The 20,266-nt window shown below is 68.2% G+C and carries 19 protein-coding genes; 13 read left to right on the top strand and 6 right to left on the bottom strand.

What is annotated here, in order from left to right; genetic code table 11:
• The first annotated feature begins 498 nt into the window (after nt 1-498).
• The 5 genes from ACWY4P_RS38185 to ACWY4P_RS38205 all read left to right on the top strand — a co-directional run bounded on the left by ACWY4P_RS38185 (nt 499) and on the right by ACWY4P_RS38205 (nt 4,790).
• On the top strand, nt 499-1,836 hold the full coding sequence (locus tag ACWY4P_RS38185; protein WP_456205126.1) for an aromatic ring-hydroxylating oxygenase subunit alpha: 1,338 nt from the start codon (nt 499-501) through the stop codon (nt 1,834-1,836).
• Nucleotides 1,833-2,369 (top strand): 3-phenylpropionate/cinnamic acid dioxygenase subunit beta, encoded by a 537-nt coding sequence (locus ACWY4P_RS38190; protein ID WP_456205127.1) that lies wholly within the window; start codon nt 1,833-1,835, stop codon nt 2,367-2,369. Before ACWY4P_RS38185 ends, ACWY4P_RS38190 begins: the two co-directional genes overlap by 4 nt.
• Before the next feature lie 17 nt (nt 2,370-2,386).
• Nucleotides 2,387-3,436, top strand: coding sequence for an LLM class F420-dependent oxidoreductase (locus tag ACWY4P_RS38195; protein WP_456205128.1), 1,050 nt, complete (start codon nt 2,387-2,389; stop codon nt 3,434-3,436).
• A 239-nt stretch (nt 3,437-3,675) separates the two neighbouring features.
• Entirely contained in the window at nt 3,676-4,230 is a 555-nt protein-coding gene (locus ACWY4P_RS38200; RefSeq protein WP_456205129.1) for a hypothetical protein, read from the top strand.
• A complete protein-coding gene (locus ACWY4P_RS38205) occupies nt 4,227-4,790 on the top strand; it encodes a hypothetical protein (protein ID WP_456205130.1) in 564 nt (187 codons plus the stop codon). Before ACWY4P_RS38200 ends, ACWY4P_RS38205 begins: the two co-directional genes overlap by 4 nt.
• 182 nt (nt 4,791-4,972) lie before the next feature.
• Here ACWY4P_RS38205 and ACWY4P_RS38210 read toward each other — a convergent pair whose 3' ends face one another.
• Entirely contained in the window at nt 4,973-6,448 is a 1,476-nt protein-coding gene (locus ACWY4P_RS38210; protein ID WP_456205131.1) for an FAD-binding protein, read from the bottom strand.
• A gap of 463 nt (nt 6,449-6,911) precedes the next feature.
• Here ACWY4P_RS38210 and ACWY4P_RS38215 point away from each other — a divergent pair, with 463 nt between their 5' ends.
• Entirely contained in the window at nt 6,912-7,463 is a 552-nt protein-coding gene (locus tag ACWY4P_RS38215) for a hypothetical protein (protein WP_456205132.1), read from the top strand.
• 79 nt (nt 7,464-7,542) lie between these two features.
• On the opposite strand, the gene ACWY4P_RS38220 is transcribed toward ACWY4P_RS38215, so the two are convergent.
• The 5 genes from ACWY4P_RS38220 to ACWY4P_RS38240 all read right to left on the bottom strand — a co-directional run bounded on the left by ACWY4P_RS38220 (nt 7,543) and on the right by ACWY4P_RS38240 (nt 12,751).
• A complete protein-coding gene (locus ACWY4P_RS38220; protein ID WP_456205133.1) occupies nt 7,543-8,364 on the bottom strand; it encodes an ABC transporter permease in 822 nt (273 codons plus the stop codon).
• Complete coding sequence (locus tag ACWY4P_RS38225) at nt 8,361-9,374, bottom strand: ATP-binding cassette domain-containing protein (RefSeq protein ID WP_456205134.1); 1,014 nt, start codon at nt 9,372-9,374, stop codon at nt 8,361-8,363. Before ACWY4P_RS38225 ends, ACWY4P_RS38220 begins: the two co-directional genes overlap by 4 nt.
• Nucleotides 9,375-9,544: 170 nt before the next feature.
• A complete protein-coding gene (locus ACWY4P_RS38230; RefSeq protein WP_456205136.1) occupies nt 9,545-10,165 on the bottom strand; it encodes a TetR/AcrR family transcriptional regulator in 621 nt (206 codons plus the stop codon).
• A 73-nt stretch (nt 10,166-10,238) separates the two neighbouring features.
• The gene (locus ACWY4P_RS38235; protein ID WP_456205138.1) at nt 10,239-10,952 is read right to left on the bottom strand and encodes an SDR family NAD(P)-dependent oxidoreductase; all 714 of its coding nucleotides are present in this window, start codon (nt 10,950-10,952) and stop codon (nt 10,239-10,241) included.
• A 146-nt stretch (nt 10,953-11,098) separates the two neighbouring features.
• Complete coding sequence (locus ACWY4P_RS38240; protein WP_456205140.1) at nt 11,099-12,751, bottom strand: FAD-binding oxidoreductase; 1,653 nt, start codon at nt 12,749-12,751, stop codon at nt 11,099-11,101.
• Between the two features lie 408 nt (nt 12,752-13,159).
• On the opposite strand from ACWY4P_RS38240, the gene ACWY4P_RS38245 reads away from it, so the two are divergent.
• From ACWY4P_RS38245 to ACWY4P_RS38275, 7 genes are read left to right on the top strand one after another with little or no spacing between them, the layout of a single operon-like run.
• Nucleotides 13,160-14,824: a fatty acyl-AMP ligase gene (locus ACWY4P_RS38245; RefSeq protein WP_456205142.1), complete on the top strand. Its 1,665-nt coding sequence runs from the start codon at nt 13,160-13,162 to the stop codon at nt 14,822-14,824.
• Nucleotides 14,821-15,093: an acyl carrier protein gene (locus ACWY4P_RS38250; protein WP_456205144.1), complete on the top strand. Its 273-nt coding sequence runs from the start codon at nt 14,821-14,823 to the stop codon at nt 15,091-15,093. The genes ACWY4P_RS38245 and ACWY4P_RS38250 overlap by 4 nt, the downstream gene beginning before the upstream one ends.
• A gap of 3 nt (nt 15,094-15,096) precedes the next feature.
• Nucleotides 15,097-15,915, top strand: coding sequence for an acyl-ACP desaturase (locus ACWY4P_RS38255; protein WP_456205146.1), 819 nt, complete (start codon nt 15,097-15,099; stop codon nt 15,913-15,915).
• Nucleotides 15,915-16,208: an acyl carrier protein gene (locus tag ACWY4P_RS38260; protein ID WP_456205148.1), complete on the top strand. Its 294-nt coding sequence runs from the start codon at nt 15,915-15,917 to the stop codon at nt 16,206-16,208. Before ACWY4P_RS38255 ends, ACWY4P_RS38260 begins: the two co-directional genes overlap by 1 nt.
• Nucleotides 16,201-17,445 carry an aminotransferase class I/II-fold pyridoxal phosphate-dependent enzyme gene (locus tag ACWY4P_RS38265; RefSeq protein WP_456205150.1) on the top strand — a complete coding sequence of 415 codons (1,245 nt, stop codon included), beginning with the start codon at nt 16,201-16,203 and terminating at the stop codon, nt 17,443-17,445. The genes ACWY4P_RS38260 and ACWY4P_RS38265 overlap by 8 nt, the downstream gene beginning before the upstream one ends.
• Nucleotides 17,442-19,178: an AMP-binding protein gene (locus ACWY4P_RS38270; protein WP_456205151.1), complete on the top strand. Its 1,737-nt coding sequence runs from the start codon at nt 17,442-17,444 to the stop codon at nt 19,176-19,178. The genes ACWY4P_RS38265 and ACWY4P_RS38270 overlap by 4 nt, the downstream gene beginning before the upstream one ends.
• A complete protein-coding gene (locus tag ACWY4P_RS38275; RefSeq protein ID WP_456205152.1) occupies nt 19,175-20,266 on the top strand; it encodes a methyltransferase in 1,092 nt (363 codons plus the stop codon). The genes ACWY4P_RS38270 and ACWY4P_RS38275 overlap by 4 nt, the downstream gene beginning before the upstream one ends.

The raw sequence follows: 20,266 nt of genomic DNA on the forward strand, positions 1-20,266 counted from the left end.
GCAGTCCGTCAGGCTACCGATTCCGTAATCGACTGACGGGACGCTGTCAGGACCTTGCCAAGGTCCAGTGGACCTGTCCGCTTGTGTCCGTGGCTTGGGGTTTACCGCTCTCGAGGGCAGTGGTTAGCTTGCATCAATCGATTGATCTATCGACTCCCGGGAGGGCCCTGTGGACAGGGAGCCTGGTGAAGCATGCTCTGCGCGAGCGGCGTCTGCAGGTTGCGCCCGGCACTACGTGTCGCCCCTGCCTATCTTTGCAAGTGAGGCCGTTGGCACCTCTTTCCTGTCGAAGTGCCAATCACCATCACTCTCCTGGTGAGCCTTCGATGTGGGTCTTCGAGAGGTATGGCTGAGTGTCTCGGCCTCACCCCATGGTGCCTGGCTCGACAGAGCATGCCTGTCTCCCGCCCCATGCCCGTTGAGCACGATGTTGAGCACGATGAGGAGGGGGCAGACCATCGCTGCCCCTGGACACACCCCTTACAGATAGAAGGCGTAATGGCTGATTTACCCGCCCATCTTCGGCAAATCTTGGCTCTGAAAGAGCTGGATCGAGGCTGGCTCGACCCTCGAATATTTCAGGACCCAGAGATTTACGAGCTTGAGTTGGAGAGAGTATTCGCGCGGTGTTGGCTCTTTCTTGCACATGAGTCACAACTCCCCGATTACGGCTCATTTCTCACCACCTGGATGGGAAGGGACAACGTGCTGGTTGTCCGGCGACGGGACCGTACCATCGGTGCATATTTAAATAGCTGTCCGCACCGGGCAAATCCTGTGGTCAGGGCCAGTATTGGCAACGCAAAAACTTTCATCTGTAACTATCACTGCTGGTCGTTCGATACCGACGGCAAGCTAAGGTCTATGCACGAGGCGAGCTCCTTTGAGCGCACGCCTGGATTCGATCGATCCGAGTTGGGGTTGCGTCCTGTCGCGCAGGTCGACAGCTATAAAGGATTAGTTTTCGGTACCCTCGATGCGACAGCTCCTTCGCTAGCCGAATACTTGGGTCCCATCACCTACATGCTGGATACCGTTCTGGACAACGATCCCGGAGGGACGGAGTTCCTTCCGGGATCCATCCGTTCTGAAATCTCCTGCAACTATAAAATCCCTGCGGAGAACTTCGCGAGCGATGCTCTTCATGCTCGGTATACCCACGCATCCGGGGCAAAGGTGATGCTCGGCCGTCAAGTTCCTCTCCTGGGGGCACCAGACGCCGAAAGTTTCCAGGTCAATGTCAACGGGCACTGTTGGGAATTCAATCTTGACAAACGGGGCAACGCGGCCACTCTTGGTCAGCCGCTCGTCAAGAATTATCTGAAGGAGCACGAGGCACAGTTCGTTGAGCGACTCGGGTGGCCACGTGCTTGGGCAGTCGGCTCGACCAGTTCCGCGACCATCTTTCCAAACTTTTCGTTCCTGCCTGGGCAGAACACCTTTCGTGTCTGGCGGCCTGTGGGTCCTAACCGAACGGTGCTGCACACCTTTGTCCTGGTAAACAGGAATGCTCCCGAGGAAGTCAAGCGAGCATGGCGAATCGGAGCAATGCATACATTTTCGCCGACCGGGGTGTTCGAGAGTGATGACGCGCCGCCCTGGCAAGGTGCGACCGTGTCCCATGGGGGCACCGTCACCCGAAGGCACCATCTGTACAGTGCCCTGGGTGAGGGCACTCGCGTAACGCTCCCAGGACTACCGGAAGGGCTCAACGTCTCTAGAGGACAGATAAGTGAGGAGAACGCACGGGCCTACTACAAACGATGGCGCGATCTCATGCTCGCCCCCACCTGGAGTGAAGTCAGCAGCAACTCAACATCTGCGGAGATGCCATGAGCGAGTCTCCTGTGATTCCGTCGCAGTCCACTCCAGATTTACAACGGGGTGTGGAAAACTTCCTCTATAAAGAGGCTCGGCTCCTCGATAACGGTAAGTATCTTCAATGGTTGGAGCTGTGCACTGAGGACATCCATTATTGGATGCCCGGAATTGAGGATCGCCAGCGCCGGGACCCTGTGGGAGTCTATGGATCTGAACGGATGGCCTACTTCGATCATGATAAGAGATTACTCAAGGAGCGTGCGCAGCACCTTGAACATCCGGCTGCATGGTCCCAAGACCCTCCGATCCGTCACCTGCACGTCGTCAGCAACGTCGAGGTCATACCCGCTGACGCTCTTGGAGAGCTGGAAGTTCACTCCGTGCTGATCCTGTATTCCAGCCGATTTGACGACGAGAGGTACACGTTGTATGCCCGCCGCGAAGACAGGTTGCGACGTGTCGAGGACGGGTCTCTCCGCATTGCTCGCCGCACCATCCTGCCACTGGACAGCACGTTGCCGACTCCGTCTATCAACACGTTTCTATAGCCGAGCGGAGAGGCTGCATGACCAGTAACCGCCCTGCTGGTGGGTACGAGAATCTGCCGCAGATCACGGTGGGCCTGGGCCTTTGGAAAGACAGGCCTGCGCACGAAGCGCTTGAGACGGCGAAGCTCGCTGACGAGCAAAACTTTCCCGAACTGTGGATCGGCGAGAGAGAAACCTACGACGCCATCGCCCTGGCCACAGCCATCGGAGGCTGCACACAGAGCATCCCCCTGACTCTAGGGCCGCTGCCCGTCGCGGTTCGGGATCCTGCAATGATCGCAAGAGGGGCGGCCAGCGTCGCCGCCCTTGCCGGCGGCAGGACGGTGCGCATCGCCGTGGGGCCGTCCAGCCCCGTCATCGTCACGGGGTGGCACGGGCGTGACCACCAGCGGCCAGCTAAAGCCATGAGTGAATCCGTACAGGCTCTCAGGCACTTTCTTGCCCAGGAGAGGGCAGTGGTCGACGGCCAGGTGATCCGGACTCGCGGGTACCGATTGCACCTTCCTGCACCCGCCGGACACCTGACGATGGCCGCCTTCGGGACACACACCATCCGTGCGGCAGCTCGCCAGGCCGACCGGATGGCAGTAGCCCTCGTCACTGCCGAGACTGCAGGGGAATTGGCGGATCAACTCGCCAAGGAGTCGGAGGCGGCCAGGCGCCCTCGTCCACCAGTCGCCGCTTGGGTACCGGTAGCTGCTACTGCGGGGCGTGGCACACAGCAGAAGGAGAAAGAGGCGGCCCTGAGGCAAGTCCGCCGCATGTTGGCCGACTATCTCAAGGCACCTGGCTACAGCGAGATGTTCACGCGTGCCGGGTACGGTGATGTCGTGGAATTCGCGCGAAGTACGCCACGTCCTCGTCACTCTTCACTGACTGAAGCAGTTCCGTTTGAATTGGTCGAAAAGATCGGAATATTTGGGAACAGGGAAGCTGTCCGGAAAGGCCTGCTGGCCTATGGAGCGGTAGTTGACGAAGTAGTTGCACTGCCTTGCTCCACACCGGACGACCCAGCTGGCGCTTTCACTCTGCAGGTCCTCCAGGCGATTAGGCAGGGAACGGAATGAGCGGCTGCTCCAGCCAACACTTCCTACGATCGGCCAGCACGTACATCGACGAGTGGAAGCGGCGCGCGGCGTGACAAGCACCGCCGCGAACGTTGATGCGATGAGTCTTCGAGAGCCACCTGCTCGTACTTCCCGCTCAATCTCGGTGCCCCCGGGGCAGTTCCGGTCACACGTGGAGGGGGAGCGTCGCGGTGATGGGCCGTCATTCGGCTGTCAATGGGAGCACCTAGGGTGCCGATATGAAAAGTTGGATCGACAGTCGGCTCGGAGAGTCGTATCCGGGTCATGAGGTGAATCTTGTCTTCGTCCGCGGGCTGACCGCCGACGCCGTCGTCGAAGGGCTTGGCAGGTTGCGGCGTCAGGTGCTGGAGACGGGATCGTCCGATGGGTGGACCTGGGCGGTGCACGACACCTTCGCCCCGGAGATCGACGACTTCGACCCGGTGGACTATCGGCCGCTGTGCGAAGACGGGGCCGAGGCGGTGGTGTTCGTGGTGGAGCCGTGCAGCGCCAAGGCCCACTCGCCCGACTTCACCTACTACCGGGACGGCCGGTGCGTAGTGCACTTCAGTTTCGAGGATCTGGGCCAGCGGGTGGGGGACAACCCCGACTATCTGTCGGCCGAGCTGCTGGACGCCGGGCTGATAGGACCGGACGCGTACTGCGATATGGCGGACGAGGACGGGCACGACTGCCTCGACCTTGACTATGACGACGACGACCGCTTGGTGCGGGCGATAGCGGCCGCCTTCGGCCTGCCGTCGCCGCCGCTGGCTGCGGAGGTGGTGGGGTGAGCTGGCTGCCTCCGAACACGTTCGCCACGTTCTGCCGGGCCATGGATACCAGCCTGCTGCAACGGATCCTGACGGATTCGGGGCGCCCGGCACGGGCCGTGGGTGAGGACGGCGGCTGGGGGTGGGTGCTGCAGGACGCCTATGCGGCGCCGTCCGGGCAGGGTGCGGAGGCGTTGGCCAGGGATATCACGGGCTACCGCTTCGTGGAGCTGGTGGGAGACAAGGCGGAAACCGTGTTCCTGGCGTCCACGCCGGCGTGTGAGTGCCCACATGGCCAGAGCTACATGGTTCCGCACTGCCCGCGGCACCCGTTCCAGTTCGCCTACCACCGCGGTGGCTTCGAGCAGCTGTACCTCAACCTGGGTGCCCGCAGGGAGTCGCGGCGGGGCGGTGGGATGGCAGACCATCTGCTCCGGGAGTTCCTGGCAGCGGGCCTGGTGGGGAGGGAAACGCCGCGCTATGCGGCGGAGCCGGGCTTCAACGAGGACGGCGCGGTAACGGTGGGGATTCTCGCGCGCCATTTCAGCCTTCCCACGCCGCCGTTGTGGGCGGCGGCGTAGATCCATGAGTGGCTCGAGGCGCGCCCGTTCCTGGCCGCGCCGCCCACCGGCGGCGGAGGCGATGGTCGCCCTTACGCGATCGGTCGCCACCGCGCGTCCGCACCACCGTCATGCCACGGGTCGGCAGACGGCGATGCGGGGGCGCCGGCCGGCCCGCCGCGCGGACGGACAGGCGGGCGTGCTCAGGCGGTGAAGATGTGCTGGCCCGGGGCGAGCAGGTGATGCGGGTCGTAGCGGCGCTTGGCGGCGGCGAACTCCTCCCACGCCTCGCCGTAGTGGCCGCGCCAGTCGTCGGCGGTCATCGGGATGGACCCCACGGGGTACTGGGTGCCGCCGGCCGCGCGGACTCGCTCGTACGCGGCGTGGTTGGCGGCCACCCGGGCGGTTATTGCCGCTTGGTCCTTCGGGTCGAGCGCCCACAGGACGGCCATCAGGTACGGCACCGGGTCGTCCGGGATCCGCAGCAGCGGGGCGCGCAGGTGGCGGCGGACCAGTGGGTAGAGCAGCACCAGGCCGCCGACCTCCTGTCCGGCAAGTCCGTCCAGCAGGGTGCGGGACAGCTCGGCGGCGCGGTCGCCGGGCAGTAACAGGTTGAGCCAGGGGTGGGCCCAGGTCCAGACGCCGACGTGCTTGAGCTTCTTCACGCCCTCGGCGAGACGGTTGAGGAAGTTGAAGTACGGCAGCGACTCGATGGTGATCCGGCAGGACCGGTCGTACCGCAGGCCGCGCAGCCACTCGGCGTCGTCCGGCTCGGACCCGGCGGGCGGCCCGTAGACGGCGAACTCCAGCACGCAATTGGTGTATGCACCCTTGTCGTCCGCCTCGACCCACCCCTCGACATACGCGTACCGCTCATCCTCGGCGAGCTGCCGCTGGTCGGCGAGGAGTGTCTCGAGGTCCAGGTACGACAGCTGGTAGCGCCACACGGTCTCGGGGGCGGTGACCAGCCGCAGCGTCGCCGAGACGATGACCGCGCACTGGCCGAGGCCGGCGAGCACGGCGTGGAACAGGTCCGGCCGCTGGGTGGGCGAGCAGCTGACCACGTCCCCGGCCCCGGTGACGACTTCCAGCGCGATGACGTTGTCCACCTGGGCACCGGACCGGCATGCCTGGCCGCCGAGCCCGCCGACCGACAGGGTGCCGCCCACCGACAGCTCCAGGTAGTCGGTGAAGACCGGGGGCGTCAGTCCGTGCCGCAGCGTCTCGCGTACCACCGCGCTCCACACCGCCCCGGCCTCCACCGCGATCTGCCCCGCCGTCACCGGCCCGATTCCGTTCAGCGGCTCGGTCTCGATCACCAGCCCGCCGTCCACCTGCGCCTGCCCGTACGTCCCGTGCCCCTGGCCGCGGGCGGCCACCTTGATGCGGTACGCATTGCAGAACCGGATCATCGCCGCGATCTCCTCGACGGAATCGGTCCGCAGTACGCCTCCCGGGACGTGGTGCACGATGTGCCCGAAGTCGTCCCCGTCGTCGGTGAGCAACGTCTCGTCCGCCCGCAGCGAGCCCTCCAGCCGCGGCACATGCACCAGGCCGGCCCGCCCGGCCCTTACCTCCGCCTCCGTTACCCACACTCGTGCCTGCGGATCGAAGGCCACCACCTCGACTCCGGCCGCCCCGGCTGGTAAATCCGCCGATCGCTCCACCTGTTCCGCCATGCCTCCCCCTTCCGCCCGCTGCCCGTCCGGGGCGGTACTTCACGGACCCCACGCCATAAACCGGACGATCGTACCGCCGTTATCGCGCCCGTACGGGGGCGCTTCGCGATCGGACCGGAAATCGACGTGAGGCAGGCGGTATGAGGCGGTGGCCCGGCTCAGGCGGTCGGCTGCCAAGGCCGTACGACGACACGGGAGAGTGACACCGGCGCTGATGGCCCAGACGCCGCCGCCCCTCCCGAGAATTGCCGCCTGCGGGCACTTGCCCGAGCCGACCAGCTCGAGGTCGACCCGGCGGGCAGGCCGACTCGTCCGCCATGAGCGCGCTGACCGGCGCAAAAGCCCTGTTCGTGGCTCTCCGGCCGGGTCGGAACCCCCCGGAATGATGTCGGGGCGGGGAGCCCCTTAGGGTGGCATGTGCTCGTCACAGCCTGATCGGCTGTCTGTTCCGCGGGGGTAGTGCATGCATCGCCGTTCCATTCGTTTTGTCGCCGTCGCCGCGGTCGGGTTGTTGGCCCTGACCGGCTGTGGGAAGAAGGACAAGGGCAGCAGCGGGCTCGGGGGCGGCGGCTTCGTCTCCGGCGGCGGGAGCGGTGGCGCGTCGTCCGGCGCCAGCGGGGTCCCGACCGACCTGCCGACCGACCTGCCCTCGGGCGTCCCGTCGTACCCGACCCCGACCTCGACCCCGTCGTCGTCGTCCCCCTCCGTGCCGTCCACCTACGACCCGGAAGGGCTCGACGAGACCGACGGCAGCAACTGCAACTTCGACCCGTCGACCCGTCAGCTCAAGTACGACGTCACCATCACCAACGCCGACACGACGCGAGGCTACAGCTACAGCATCGCGGTGAACTGGAACGATCCGTCGGGCGGCCTTATCGGGTACCGCCACAAATACATCACGGTGCTCGCGAACTCCACCAAGACGGTCACCATGGAGGACACCACCAGCTACACCCAACGGACGTCCATCACCTGCCAGATCAGCGCGGCGGACAAAACCCCGGCGTCCTGAGCCTCACCGCACCCGACAGTCCTTGCCGGGTGCGGTGAGCAGGAGAGGCGGGCAGGAGAGAGAGGCCGGCTCGCCGCTCTTACGCCGACTTGCGGTAGGCCCGGAAAGCCCGTGTGGCCAGGAAGGCCATCGCGAGGGCTGCCGCGGTGAGCAGTCCCAGATGTGTCCAGACGATGCTCCAGTCGGTGTGTGCGAGCATCGCCTGCCGCGCCGTGACGACCGCCCATTCCATGGGGTTGTACCCGGCGACATGGCCGACCCAGCTCGGAGCGAGGTGGAGGTCCATCACGGCGGAGCTCAGGAACATCAGCGGCAGCGTGGTGAACTGGGAGATGGCGATCAGTGTCGCCTGCTGACGGGTGAGCAGGGCGACGGCGTTGGACAGTGCCGAGAAGATCAGTGTCAGCAGTACCGCGGCCAGGACGGTGACGCCGACACCGGCGACGCCGCCGGGGAAGCGGGCCCCGGCGAGCAGTGCGATGACCACGATGACCAGGCTTTGGATGATGGTCTGGATCGCCTGGTAGGCCATGGTCGCGCACATCATGGCGGCTCGGCCGGCGGGGGAGGTGAGCAGTCGGTCCATCACGCCGCGGTCGATGTCCTGCAAGTAGGTCGTCCCTGCCCACGCGCTCGCGAACAGCGCGGTCATCATCACCACACCCGGCGTGAGGAATTGCAGGAAACCGCCGCTGCCGTGCGCGAATCCGGGCAGGTTCACGATCGAGCGGAAGAGCTGTCCGAACAGCAGCAGCCAGATCACCGGCTGCACGAGCCCGATGATGAGGAAGGTGGGCATCCGCCGCAGCGTGCGCAGCAGGCGGCCGGTGAGGAACGCGGTGTGTGTGATCACGGTGGTCAGCGGACGCGTGCCGACGGGTTCCATGGGTGCTGTGGTCACTTCGCCGCCTCCAGGGTCTTCGGGTCCTGGTCGCCGGCGGCCTCGAGGCGGTGGCCGGTGTGGCGGAGGTAGACGTCGTCGAGCGAAGGGCGGGCAAGCGTCGCCGAGGTCACGGCGATGCCGGCTTCTTCGAGCGCGGCCAGTGCGGGCGGCAGCGCCCGGGCGCCGTCGTCGGTGCGGCCACGGACCGTGCACCCGGCCATGGTGATCTCGCGTAGTTGTGGCACCCGTCGCAGTACCGCTCGTGCTCTGCCGTCGGCTTCGGCGAGTTCGATCTGCACCGCGTCGCCGCGCAGGTCGCTCTTGAGTTCGTCCGGGGTGCCTGCGGCGATCACTGTGCCGTGGTCGACGATCGCGAGCCGGTCGGCGAGGTGGTCGGCCTCGTCGAGGTAGTGCGTGGTGAGCAGTACGGTCATCTGCTCGTCGTCGGCCATCCTGGCGATCTCGTGCCACATCTCGCTCCGGGCCTGGGGGTCGAGGCCCGTGGTCGGCTCGTCGAGGAAGAGCACCTGCGGGCGGTGCATCAGCCCCAGTGCGACGTCCAGCTTGCGCGCCATGCCGCCGGAGTACGTGCTGACCAGCCGGTTCGCGGCGTCGGTCAGGCCGAACCTGTCGATGAGCGCATGGGCCCGTGCCGTGGCGTCACGGCGGGACATCCCGTGGATGCGGCCCGCGAGCAGCAGGTTCTCGGTCGCGGTCGCCATCGGGTCCGTGCCGGGCTTCTGGGCCACGAATCCGATCGCCTGGCGCACCCGGTCCGGCTTCGCCGCGACGTCGATGCCGGCGACGCGTGCCGATCCTGAGTCGGCGACCGACAGCGTGGAGAGGATCTTCACCATGGTGGATTTGCCTGCCCCGTTCGGGCCGAGCAGCCCGAAGACGGTCCCCTTCGCGGCGGAGAAGCTCAGCCCCCGCAACGCCGCGACCGGGGGTTTGTTCCTGCCTGCTGGGTAGGTCTTGACCAGATCAACGGCTTCCAAAGCCGTTTCCGCTCGTCGAACAGCAACCATCGCCGCACACCCTTGTCAAAATCTGGTGTGACTCCCACCTTCCTGGTGTCACCGGACACGAGGAGGCTGAATGGCGAGGGCTGAACCCTACGGTGAGATGTCGCAGTTGACGTTAACAAGGGTGTGCGAGCAGGTGCAAACGAGCCCTCCGCCGGCCGGGCGGCGGGGGGTCAGATGGCGGCCGGTGCGTCCTGCGGAGGGCGGGACCCGAGCAGGGCCAGGCAGTTCGCCCACAGGGCGTCGAGGTGCTCGACGTTGTTGTAGAGCTTGGCGAAGAGCACTTGGCCCTCGAGCTGGGCGACGACGGATCGGGCGGCCTGGCGGGTGGCGGTGACCGTCACATCGCCGCGCTCCACGGCTTCGGTGATGACCTTGTCGACCATGTCGACCTGCTCGTCGAAGATCTGCTGCAGACGTTCGCGGATGGTTTCGGTCTGGTTGGACATCTCCAGGGTCAGGTTCCCGAATAGACAGCCCGCGATCGTGCCGCAGCTCTGCTGCCCGGCATGCTGATCGGCGCGGGTCGCCTCGAACAGCTGCCGCAGCCGCTGGAGCGGCTCGGTGTCGCTGCCCAGGGCGCGAGCCCACCCCTGGCGCTCCTCGCTCCAGTGCTCGTCGATGACGGCGAGGGCCAGCGCCTCCTTGGACTCGAAGAAGTAATAGAAGCTGCCCTTCGGCACGCCCGCGGCCTTGCAGATCTCGGCCACACCCAACGATGAGTACCCGCGCAGCTCGATGAGCGACTCGGCGGCGGTGAGGATCTTCTCCCGTGCATCACTGGTCCGTCCCATGATGGCAAGTGTACGACCGGTCGACTAGTCGTGGGCTGTGTCCGGGGTCGGCGCTGAACGCCGACCCCGGAGCTCAGCGTCCGGCGCTCTGGCCGCCGTCGACGTGGAGGATCTCGCCGGTGACGAAGGGGGCCTTCTCCAGGTAGACGATGGCGTCGACGATGTCGCTGACTTCGCCCATCCGGCCAACGGGGTGCAGGGCGGCGAGGGCCTCGTGGGTCTCCTCGGGGTGCATGGGGGTCTTGATGATGCCAGGGGACACGGCGTTGGCGCGGATGCCGCGGGTGGCGTATTCGATGGCCAGGGACTTGGTGGCGGACTGCAGGCCGCCCTTGGTCAGCGAGGCCAGTACGGAGGGGACGTTGGAGTCGGCGTGTTCGGCCAGGGTGGTCGTGATGTTGACGATGTGGCCGCCGCCCTGGGTGAGCATGTGCGGGATGGCGAGCTGGGTGATGGAGAAGAAGCCCGTCAGGTTGATGCCGGTCACCGCGCGGAAGTCGTCCGGGGTGTAGTTGGTGAACGGCTTGGCGATGAAGATGCCGGCGTTGTTGATGAGGGTGTCGATACGCCCGAAGCGCTCGATGCCCGCGGTGATCACGCGCTCGGCGGTGGCGGGGTCGGCGATGTCGCCCTGGACCGTGAGCACGCCCGGGTCGGGGGACTCGGCGATGCCGCGCGAGGTGGCGACGACGGCGTAGTCGAGGTCGCGGTAGGCGGTGACCAGGGCGGCTCCGATGCCCTGCGACGCGCCGGTGATGACGGCGACCTTCTGGCCCTCAGTGCTCATGATGTTCCTTCTCCGGGGGGATGGGGTGGCTCGACCAGTACTAGCCGACCGGTCGCCTAAACGGAAGGTAGACGACCGGTCGAGAACTGTCAAAGAGTCGGCCCATGCCGCTGGAGGCCGCGCCCACGGCCCTGAGGTGTCGCGGGTCAGGGGCGGATCGAGAGGGTGTGGCGGAAGATGTCGCGCGGGTCCCAGCGGGCCTTGGCCGCGCGCAGGCGGGGGTGGTTGGCCTTGTAGTAGAGGGTCTGCCAGGGCGTGTCCGAGGTGTTCCAGCGCGGGTCGGCGAGGTCGGTGTCCGGGTAGTTGATGAAGGCGCCGTCGGCGGTCTCGCCGGGTACGGGGACGCCGCCGGTGTCGGCGAACAGGTCCCGGTAGCACTCGCGGATCCAGGTCAGGTATTCGGGCGCCCGGTCGGGCTCGGCCCAGGACGCGAGGCAGGAGAGCTTCAGTACGGAGTCGCGGTGCGGCATGGCCGTATCGGAGAGGGACAGTGTGTTGACGGCGCCCCCGTAGGTGTTGAGGACGACGCTCCCGGCGACCACATCGGAGTCCGTGCGGGTGAGGTGACGGTGTACGACGGCGATCTGCGAGTCCGTGAGGCGGCGGCGCAGAAAGGCCGACTTGATCTTGATGTGCCAGTCGCCCACCGCCTCTCCCGAGCCGTACAGCGCGGCGGTGAGCCAGGGCAGCCGGTGGACCTTCAGGTTGCCCGGCCGGGTGGTGCCCGCGCTCACCGCGCCGAGGAAGCCGTCCAGCAGCCGGCGGTCCGCGCCGGGCTCCGCGGCGACCTGGCCGAGGAGCAGATGGGACCCGGCCGCGCGGCGGGTCAGGGCGAACTCGGCGTAGAGCGCGGCGTTCTGGTCGTCCGCGGCGCCGTGCCGCTCGGCCCACTGCCCGTGGTTGCGCACCATGCGGGTGAAGCGTTCCTCGTCCATCCCCTCCCAGCTCCAGTCCGCGGTGAAGGTGAGCGCGGTCCTGGTGGGGGCGGGCAGCATGCGGGCCGGGTCCGTGTCGTCCGTGGCCTCGGGGGAGCGGAACCAGAAGCGGGTCACGACGCCGAAGTTGCCGCCCCCGCCGCCCGTGTGGGCCCACCACAGCTCGCGGTTCGGGTCGTCCTCCTCCCGGGTGGCCACGACGGCGCGCACCTCGCCCGCGCGGTCCACGACGACGACCTCCACCGCGTAGAGATAGTCGCTGACGAGCCCGAACAGCCGGCACAGCGGCCCGTATCCGCCGCCGGGCACATGCCCGCCCGCGCCCACCTCGGCGTGGTACCCGGCCGGTAAGGTCACGCCCCAGCCGAGGTACAGCTTCCGGTACACCTCGCCGAGGGTGGCCCCGGCCTCGACGACGAAGGCCCGGCGCCGTTCGTCGAAGGAGACCTCCCCCATGGGTGACATGTCGATGACGGCCTTGACGTCGGGGTTGTCGACGAAGTCCTCGAAGCAGTGCCCGCCGCTGCGGACGGCGAGCCGCGCCCCGGACCGCACCGCCTCCCGTACGGTCCGTACGACGTGCTCCGTCGAGCCGACCAGGTAGACGCGCTCGGGCCTGCCCCGGAAGCGGTTGCCGGCGCCCCTCGCGACCAGGTGGGCGTAGCGGGGGTCGGCGGGGGACACGCGCAGCGGGCCGTCGGGCAGCCAGCCCGACGCACCCGCGCGGGAGCCGGCGGCGGTGCCTGCGCCGGAGCCTTCTGGGGGTGCCGCCCGCGCCGCCGACGGGGTCAGCGCCAGCCCCGCGCCCGCCGCTGACACGGCCCGCAGGACGGTGCGCCGCGCGTGCTTGTCGTGTGAATCCACAGCCGTTCCTCGCCGTTCGGTGGACATGGTGTGCGCGCCATGCGGTGGCGCACGTCCGACGGTAGGGAGACACGGCCGCCCTGAGAGGTGGGCTACGCGGCGGATCCGGGGTACATCCGGCACCACCTCGCCGGGGGGTTTCCACCCCCGGCTCCCCCTCCGCCCGGAGTCCCCCGGCGGCACGAGCGCCGCCCGCCCACCCCCTGAGGTTGATCCGGCGTGCCGCGGAAGGTTGACGTCGAGCTTCCGCCCGGGTTGCAGCATGACTACATCGGGTGCCGGATTCCGTGCGGTGCGAGCCTCGGTAGTTTCTTGCCGTGTCGTACGGCGCCGGGGACCGAAAATGCGGCCCGGCAAAACGATGCCCCCTTGCCATGGGGTGTACGTGCACGCGGAGGTTTCCAGCACGTGAGCTTTTCTCGTGTCATCGCTCGGTTGTCATCAACGTCCCGGGGGTTCACCTTTGTCTCCGGGGATTCCACTGACTTTCTCAGCTTCGCGGAGCTGAAGGCCGCCGGTGAGGACTTCGGCAGGAGGCTCGCGTCCGCGGGTTTTCAGCGAGGTGACCGCGGCATTCTGATGCTCTCCGGTCAGCGTGAGTTCATCGTCGCCTTTATCGGTATGGTGCGGGCCGGAGTCATCCCCGTACCGGTATTCCCGCCGGCCATGCTGACCCGGATCGAGGCCTACCAGGAACGCCTGCACTCGATCCATTCGTCATGCGAGCCGCGGCACATCGTCGCCGACGAGTCGCTCTTCGACCTCTGCGTCGAGGCGGCGGGGGCGAAGCCCATCGGCTACGCGGAACTCGCCGCCGGGGAGCCGACCGGAGAGCTCGTGGAGGCGGAAGGCGGGGAGCCGCTCTTCCTGCAGTACACCTCCGGCTCCACCGCCAGCCCCAAGGGCGTCGTGGTCACCCACGACAACCTCCTGGAGAACGCGCGGGCCATGGACGAGGCGCTGGGGACGTCCGGCGAGCGCGACCGGTTCGTCAGCTGGCTCCCGCTGTACCACGACATGGGGCTCATCGGCTGCATGCTCGGGCCGCTGGTGTACGAGGTCCCCGTCTGGTTCATCCCGCCCTACGAATTCGCGCGCCGCCCCACCACCTGGCTCGACTGGATGTCCCGGATCTCCGGCACCTTCAGCTACGCCCCCAACTTCGCCTACGAGCTGGTCACCCGCCGGGCGACCGACGCGCAACTGGCCGGCTGGGACCTGTCCGCGTGGCGGGTGGCGGGGGTCGGCGCGGAGCCGGTCCGGCCGGGGACCATGCGGGAGTTCGCCGAGCGCTTCGCCGGCACCGGGTTCGACGCGAACGCCATCACCCCCTCCTACGGGCTGGCGGAAGGCACCCTCGGGGTGGCCTTCACCACGATCGGCGAGGGGCTTCGCACGCTGTCGGTGGACAGCGCGGCCTTCGAGGAGCAGGGCCTGGTCCGCCCGGTGGACGCCGCGCCCGGGGCCGAGGAGTCCGGGGTCCGCGAGATCGTCTCCTGCGGGCGGCTGCTGAGCGGCTGGGACGCCCGTATCCGGGCCGCCTCCGGCGAGCTCGCCGGAGAGTCCACCGAGGGGCAGATCGAGATCCGCGGGGGCAGCGTCGCGCGCGGCTACTGGGGAGCGCCCGAGCTGACCGAGGAGACCTTCCAGGACGGCTGGCTGCGCACCGGCGACCTCGGCTTTCTGCGCGAGGGCGAGCTGTATGTCACCGGCCGGACGAAGGACCTGGTCATCCACCACGGCCGCAAGTACCACCCGACGGACATCGAATGGGCCGCGCTGGGGCTCCCGGGGGTCCGCCCCGACCATGTGATCGCGTTCTCCACCCCGGACGAGCGCCTGGTGGTGGTGGCCGAGCACAAGCCGGCGGCCTCGCCCCCGGACCTCGCGAAGCAGATCGCCACCCGGGTCCGCGGCTCGGTCGGGGTGACGCCCGACGACGTGGTGCTGGTGAAGCCCGGCACGCTGCCCAAGACCAGCAGCGGCAAACTGCGGCGCGCCACCTGCCGCGACGCGTATTCCCACGGCGCGTATTCCCACAACGGCCTCGCGGGCCATGGAGGAGCTCAGTGACGACCGCCGATCTGACGGAAGAAGAAGCGCTCAGCATCGTCGCCAAGGCCGCGGCGGAGGTGGACGCCCGGCTGGCCGAGCGGACGTTCACGCTGGCGGACGACATCGGGGAGATCGGCCTCGACTCGGTGGCCACCCTCGAACTGATCGTCTCCATCGAGGACCAGACCGGGCTCAGCTTCGACGACGACGTGCTGTTCGGGGTCAGCACCGTCGGCGATGTCGTCGGACTGATCCGGTCCGGTACGCCCGCGGTCCGGGAGGGCTGAGCCGTGGACCTCCTTTCAGAGGAGTCGCTGTACCGGCAGTACATGGAGTTCTTCGAACTCGCCGAGCGCCGCCGCCGCTGGAGCGTCTTCGACGACATCCCGTGGGACAAATGGCAGGAGCAGAGCCGGGACGAGAGCCTGGCCCAGTGCGCGGAGACCTTCCTCGGCGTGGAGATGTATCTCCCGGACTATGTGTCCGAAGGGCTCAACCTCGTACGGGAATCCTTCGGACAGGCCTGGTTCCAGGTCAACTGGGGCTATGAGGAGTCCAAGCACGCGCTCGCCCTGAAGGAATTCCTGCTGCGCAGCGGCCAGCGCACCGGGGAGCAGATCCGGGAATTCGAGAGCAAAGTGCTGAGCCGGCGGTGGACGATGCCGTTCAGTACGCCGCGCAGGATGTTCGTGTACGGCGCCATCCAGGAGAAGACGACCTGGATGAGCTATCGGCAGCAGCTGAACCGGGCCCGTGACCTCGGCGATCCGGTGATGGCCGAGATTTGCCGCTACATCGCGCGGGACGAGGCCGCGCACGCGGATTTCTACCGGCGCACTCTCCAGGCCTGCCTCCAGGAGGACTACGAGGGCACGCTCAAGGACATCGCGCACGTGGTCAAGGAATTCAAGATGCCGGCCTACGACCTGCTGCCGGACTACGACAAGCGGCTGGCGGTCATGCAGGTCATCGGGATCGACCGCGAGGTGTTCTTCCGCGACGTCCTGATGCCGACCCTCAAGAAGGTCGGCGTCAGCCGCCGCGATCTGGTCAGGGCCCGGGGACAACTGCGCCGGGAAGGCCAGGACCAACAGGGAGAGGACGAGTGATGGCAGAGCAGTCGACCCGGGTGACGGATGACGAGGTCATGAAGGTGATCTTGGACCACCTGGTGGTCCGCGGGGTGTCCGCCGAGCGCATCGTGCGCGGCGCGACCTGGAAGGCCGACCTCGGCATCGACTCGCTCGACATCCTCACCCTCACCCAGGAGCTCGAGGACACCTTCCACGTGAAGATCGGCGAAGAGGACGCGATCGACCTGCGCACCGTCGGGGACGCCGTCGACTACATCGTGCGCGTGTCCGGCGCCCGGACCGAGAGCGAGGGGGCCCACGATGCCTGAGTACACGGCGAGTTGGCTGAAGGACCTGCAGTCGTCGGAGTTCGTCACCGCGTACCACCGCGGCGTCGCCAACGGAAACCTGCCGTTCTTCCGTAACGCGGAATCCCTGCTCGACCCGGTCGTCACCATGGAGGGCACACCCCGGCTGATGCTGGGGTCGCCCAACTACCTGGGTCTGGCCAGCCACCCCCGTGTGCTGGCCGGCGCCAAGGCCGCGGTGGACCGCTACGGCACCTCGCTCACCGGCTCCCGGATCCTCAACGGAACCACGGCCCTGCACCGGGAGATGGAGGAGGAGCTGGCGGACTGGCTCGGGGTCGAGGCCACCCTGCTGTTCACCACCGGCTTCCAGACCAACATCGGCACCATCAGCGCCCTGGTGGGCGTGGGCGACACCGTGGTTTCCGACTCCTTCGCACACGCCTCGATGCTCGACGGGGCCGGGCTCTCCCGGGCCAAGCTGCGCGGCTTCCGGCACAACCGGATGGACCTGTTCGCCGACAGCGTCCGCCGGGCCAAGGCCGACGGGGGCCGGATCCTGGTCATCCTCGACGGGCTGTACTCGATGGAGGGGGACCTGCCGCCGCTGGACGAGATGCTGGACATCTGCCGGGAGAACGACGCGGCGGTGATGCTGGACGAGGCGCACTCCCTCGGTGTGCTCGGCGAGCACGGCACCGGCGCGGCCGAGGTCTTCGGTGTCCAGGACCAGATCGACATCCGGATGGGCGCCCTGTCCAAGGCGCTGGCCGGCGTCGGCGGGTTCATCGCCGGCAGCCGCGAGCTGATCGACTACCTCCAGATCACCGCGCGCGCCTTCGTGTTCACCACGGTCGGCGTCCCGGCGGCCCTGGGCGGTTCGCTGGAGGCCATCCGCATCCGCCGCTCCCCCGAGGGCGCCCAGCTCGCCGAGCAGCTGCGCCGCAACTCCCGCTTCCTGCGCACCGAACTCAAGGGCCTGGGCCTGCCGATGGGCCCCGACTCGGACCTCCCCGAGCGGACGACCCCCATCATCCCGGTCATCCTCGGCGACGACGACCTGGCCATGGAGTGGTGGCGGCAGCTGTACGACCGGGGGGTGTTCACCGGTGTGGCGCTGTACCCCGGCGTCCCGCCGACGGGCGCCATGCTGCGGATCTGCCCGATGGCCACCCACACCCAGGCCCAGCTGGAACAGGCCCTCGAGGTGTTCGCCGAGGTGCAGAAGGTGATGAAGCGGAAGGCGGGTACCCCGTGACCGGTGCGCCCGGCGCCGCTCCCTCACCGCTGCTGTCCTGGCTGGTCGCCCCGCGCACCGACCGCGGCATGCGCTTCGCGCAGGGCTCGGGCGGCTGGGACCGCTACAGCTACGCCGACCTGGCGCACCTGGTCTCCCTGGCCAGCGCGGCCTTCCGAGCCCGGGCGCTGCCGGACCGCCCGGGCGTGGTGCTGGCCACGCCCAACAGCGTCGGCTTCGTCACCGGTTACTTCGGCGCCGTGAACGCGGGGCTGGTCCCCACGGCCATCGCGCCGCCCGCCCGCTTCGGCGGCCGCGAGGACTACGTACGGCACGTCGCCCGCGTCCTGCGGCTGACCCGCGCCTCGGCGGTGGTCGGCGACCCGGTGCACCTGTCGATACTCACCGACGCTGCTGCCGCCGCCGAGGCGGCGGGCGAGGACGGCGGCGGCCCGGTCGCCGTGCTGTCCAGCGACTTCTCCACCGGCACCGAGACCGACCGGCTCAGCGCGGTCCCCGCCGCCGAGCTGGCCACCCTCCAGTTCACCTCCGGCTCGACCAGCAGCCCCCGCGGGGTGCGCATCACCTGGGCGAACATGGAGGCCAACGCCCGCGGCAACGGTCGGCTGATCGACTACGACGGCGCGCAGCAGACCGTGAGCTGGGTGCCGATGTACCACGACCTGGGGCTCGTCGGCTGTCTGATGACCATCGTGTCCCAGCAGGGCGATCTGTCCCTGATGCGCCCGGAGCAGTTCATCTACGACCCCCGGCGCTGGGTCGACTGCATCGCCCGGGAGGGGATGGCGTACACCGCGGCGCCTTCGTTCGGATTCGCGTACGCGGCCCGCCGGCTGAAGCCCGAGCACCTGAAGGGCGCCGACTTCTCCACCCTGCGCTCGGCCACCCTGGGAGCGGAGCGGCACGATCCGCGCGGGCTGTGGGAGTTCACCGAGCTGTGCGAGCCGTACGGCTTCGACCCCGCCGTGTTCACGCCCTGCTACGGCATGGCCGAGATGACGCTCGGGATCACCGGACACCCGCCGGGCACCGTGCCGCAGGCGGTCCATCTCGACTGGGAGTCGCTCGCCCCGGAACAGCCGGTCAAGGTCCTCGCCCGCGGCACGCTGCGGGACGCGGGCGCCGCCGACAGCCCGGCCCAGTGGCTGGTCAGCTCGGGGACTCCGATCGAGGGCGTCTCGCTGACCGCGGTGGACGCCGAGGGCCGGCCGCTGCCCGACGGCTACCTCGGCGAGCTCCTCCTGTCCGGCGACAGCGTGGCCGCCGGGTACGAGCCGCCGGACGCCGAGAGCTCGTCCCGGTTCGCGGACGGCAGCGTGTACTCCGGAGACGCCGGGTTCCTGCTGGACGGCCAGACGTACGTCATCGGACGGCTGGGCGACGCCCTGAGCGTCCGGGGCCGCAACATCTACGCCGAGGACCTGGACGCCCGGCTCGGGGACACCCCCGGCGTGGACCGGTACCGCTGCGCCACCCTGGTCGACGCCCGCCGGATCGTGGTGCTGGCCGAGCTGGAGCCGGGGGAGTGGGCCGAGCGGCTGGCCGAGGCGCTGTCCCTCTACATCGGCGGCGTCGTCGACGTCACCGTCTTCAGCTGCCGACGCGGCACCATCCAGCGCACCTCCAGCGGCAAGCCCCGGCGCCGCCTGATGTTGACCCAGTACCTGGAACAGAAACTGCCCGGCGAAGTGGTCGCCCACCGCCCGCAGCGCCCCGAGGAAGGACAAGTATGACCGAGCAAGCCGATTCCTCCGCCGAGTCCTCCGGCGATTCCTCCGCCGACGAACAGCTGAAACCGGTCGACGTCATAGCGCACTCAGTGCTCCCGGTCGCCGGCCTGATGCAGCTCATCCTGGGCCACTGGGGCACCCAGGTGGTCGGCACGCTCGCCACCCTGGGCATCCCCGACTCGCTCGCGGACGGCCCGCGCAGCGCCGAGGACCTCGCCAAGCAGCACGAGGTGGACCCGCGGGCGCTGTACCGGGTGTTGCGGGCGGCGGCCACGCTGCGGGTGCTCGACCACGCCGAGGACGAGACGTTCGCGCTGACCGAGGCCGGACACTTCCTGCGCACCGACTACCCGTTCTCCATGCGCTACAACGCCATGCTGCACAGCTCGCGCTGGCACTGGGACCCGTGGTCGCTGACCCCGGAGGCGGTGCGCAAGGGCGGCGAGGCCTTCTCCGACCACCACGGTCAGCCCTACTACGCGTACATCGACAAGCACCCCGAGGAGGGCGACCTCTTCGACCGCGCGATGACGGCCATGGCCTCCCAGGCGCAGCTGCTGGCCGTCCCGCTGCACGACTTCGGCCGGCACAAGGTGGTCGTGGACGTCGGCGGCGGCGCGGGCGTGGTGCTGTCCAACCTGCTGGAGACCCACGCCGACCTGCGCGGAGTGCTGTTCGACCGCGAGCGGGTGGTGGGCAGCGCCAAGGAGCTGCTGAGCGAGGCCGGGCACGCCGAGCGCGTCGACTTCGTGCCCGGGGACATGTTCGAGTCGGTGCCCGAGGGCGGCGACTGCTATCTGCTGTCGATGGTCGTCAACGACTACAACGACGACAAGGCCCGCAAGCTGCTGGAGAACTGCCGGGCCGCCATGGACAAGGACGCCACCCTGGTCCTGTTCGACATGGTGATCCCGGGCAACGGCAACCCCTCCTTCGCCACCCTCGGCGACATCGAGTGCCTGGTCGTCAGCGGCGGTGAGCTGCGTACCGAGCCGGAGATCAAGGCCCTGCTCGCGTCCGCCGGATTCCGCCTCGAAGCCGTCCACCGCGGCTTCTCCCCCGTCTGTGCCGTCGTAGCGAAGCCGGAGTAG

The sequence above is a fragment of the Streptomyces sp. LZ34 genome, assembly GCF_053890475.1.

Coding starts and splice junctions, on each gene's coding strand:
- ACWY4P_RS38200 (WP_456205129.1), top strand. CDS start 3,676: ATGAAAAGTTGGATCGACAGTCGGCTCGGAGAGTCGTATCCGGGTCAT.
- ACWY4P_RS38225 (WP_456205134.1), bottom strand. CDS start 9,374: ATGGTTGCTGTTCGACGAGCGGAAACGGCTTTGGAAGCCGTTGATCTG.
- ACWY4P_RS38210 (WP_456205131.1), bottom strand. CDS start 6,448: ATGGCGGAACAGGTGGAGCGATCGGCGGATTTACCAGCCGGGGCGGCC.
- ACWY4P_RS38275 (WP_456205152.1), top strand. CDS start 19,175: ATGACCGAGCAAGCCGATTCCTCCGCCGAGTCCTCCGGCGATTCCTCC.
- ACWY4P_RS38235 (WP_456205138.1), bottom strand. CDS start 10,952: ATGAGCACTGAGGGCCAGAAGGTCGCCGTCATCACCGGCGCGTCGCAG.
- ACWY4P_RS38215 (WP_456205132.1), top strand. CDS start 6,912: ATGCATCGCCGTTCCATTCGTTTTGTCGCCGTCGCCGCGGTCGGGTTG.
- ACWY4P_RS38260 (WP_456205148.1), top strand. CDS start 15,915: ATGGCAGAGCAGTCGACCCGGGTGACGGATGACGAGGTCATGAAGGTG.
- ACWY4P_RS38230 (WP_456205136.1), bottom strand. CDS start 10,165: ATGGGACGGACCAGTGATGCACGGGAGAAGATCCTCACCGCCGCCGAG.
- ACWY4P_RS38195 (WP_456205128.1), top strand. CDS start 2,387: ATGACCAGTAACCGCCCTGCTGGTGGGTACGAGAATCTGCCGCAGATC.
- ACWY4P_RS38185 (WP_456205126.1), top strand. CDS start 499: ATGGCTGATTTACCCGCCCATCTTCGGCAAATCTTGGCTCTGAAAGAG.
- ACWY4P_RS38190 (WP_456205127.1), top strand. CDS start 1,833: ATGAGCGAGTCTCCTGTGATTCCGTCGCAGTCCACTCCAGATTTACAA.
- ACWY4P_RS38265 (WP_456205150.1), top strand. CDS start 16,201: ATGCCTGAGTACACGGCGAGTTGGCTGAAGGACCTGCAGTCGTCGGAG.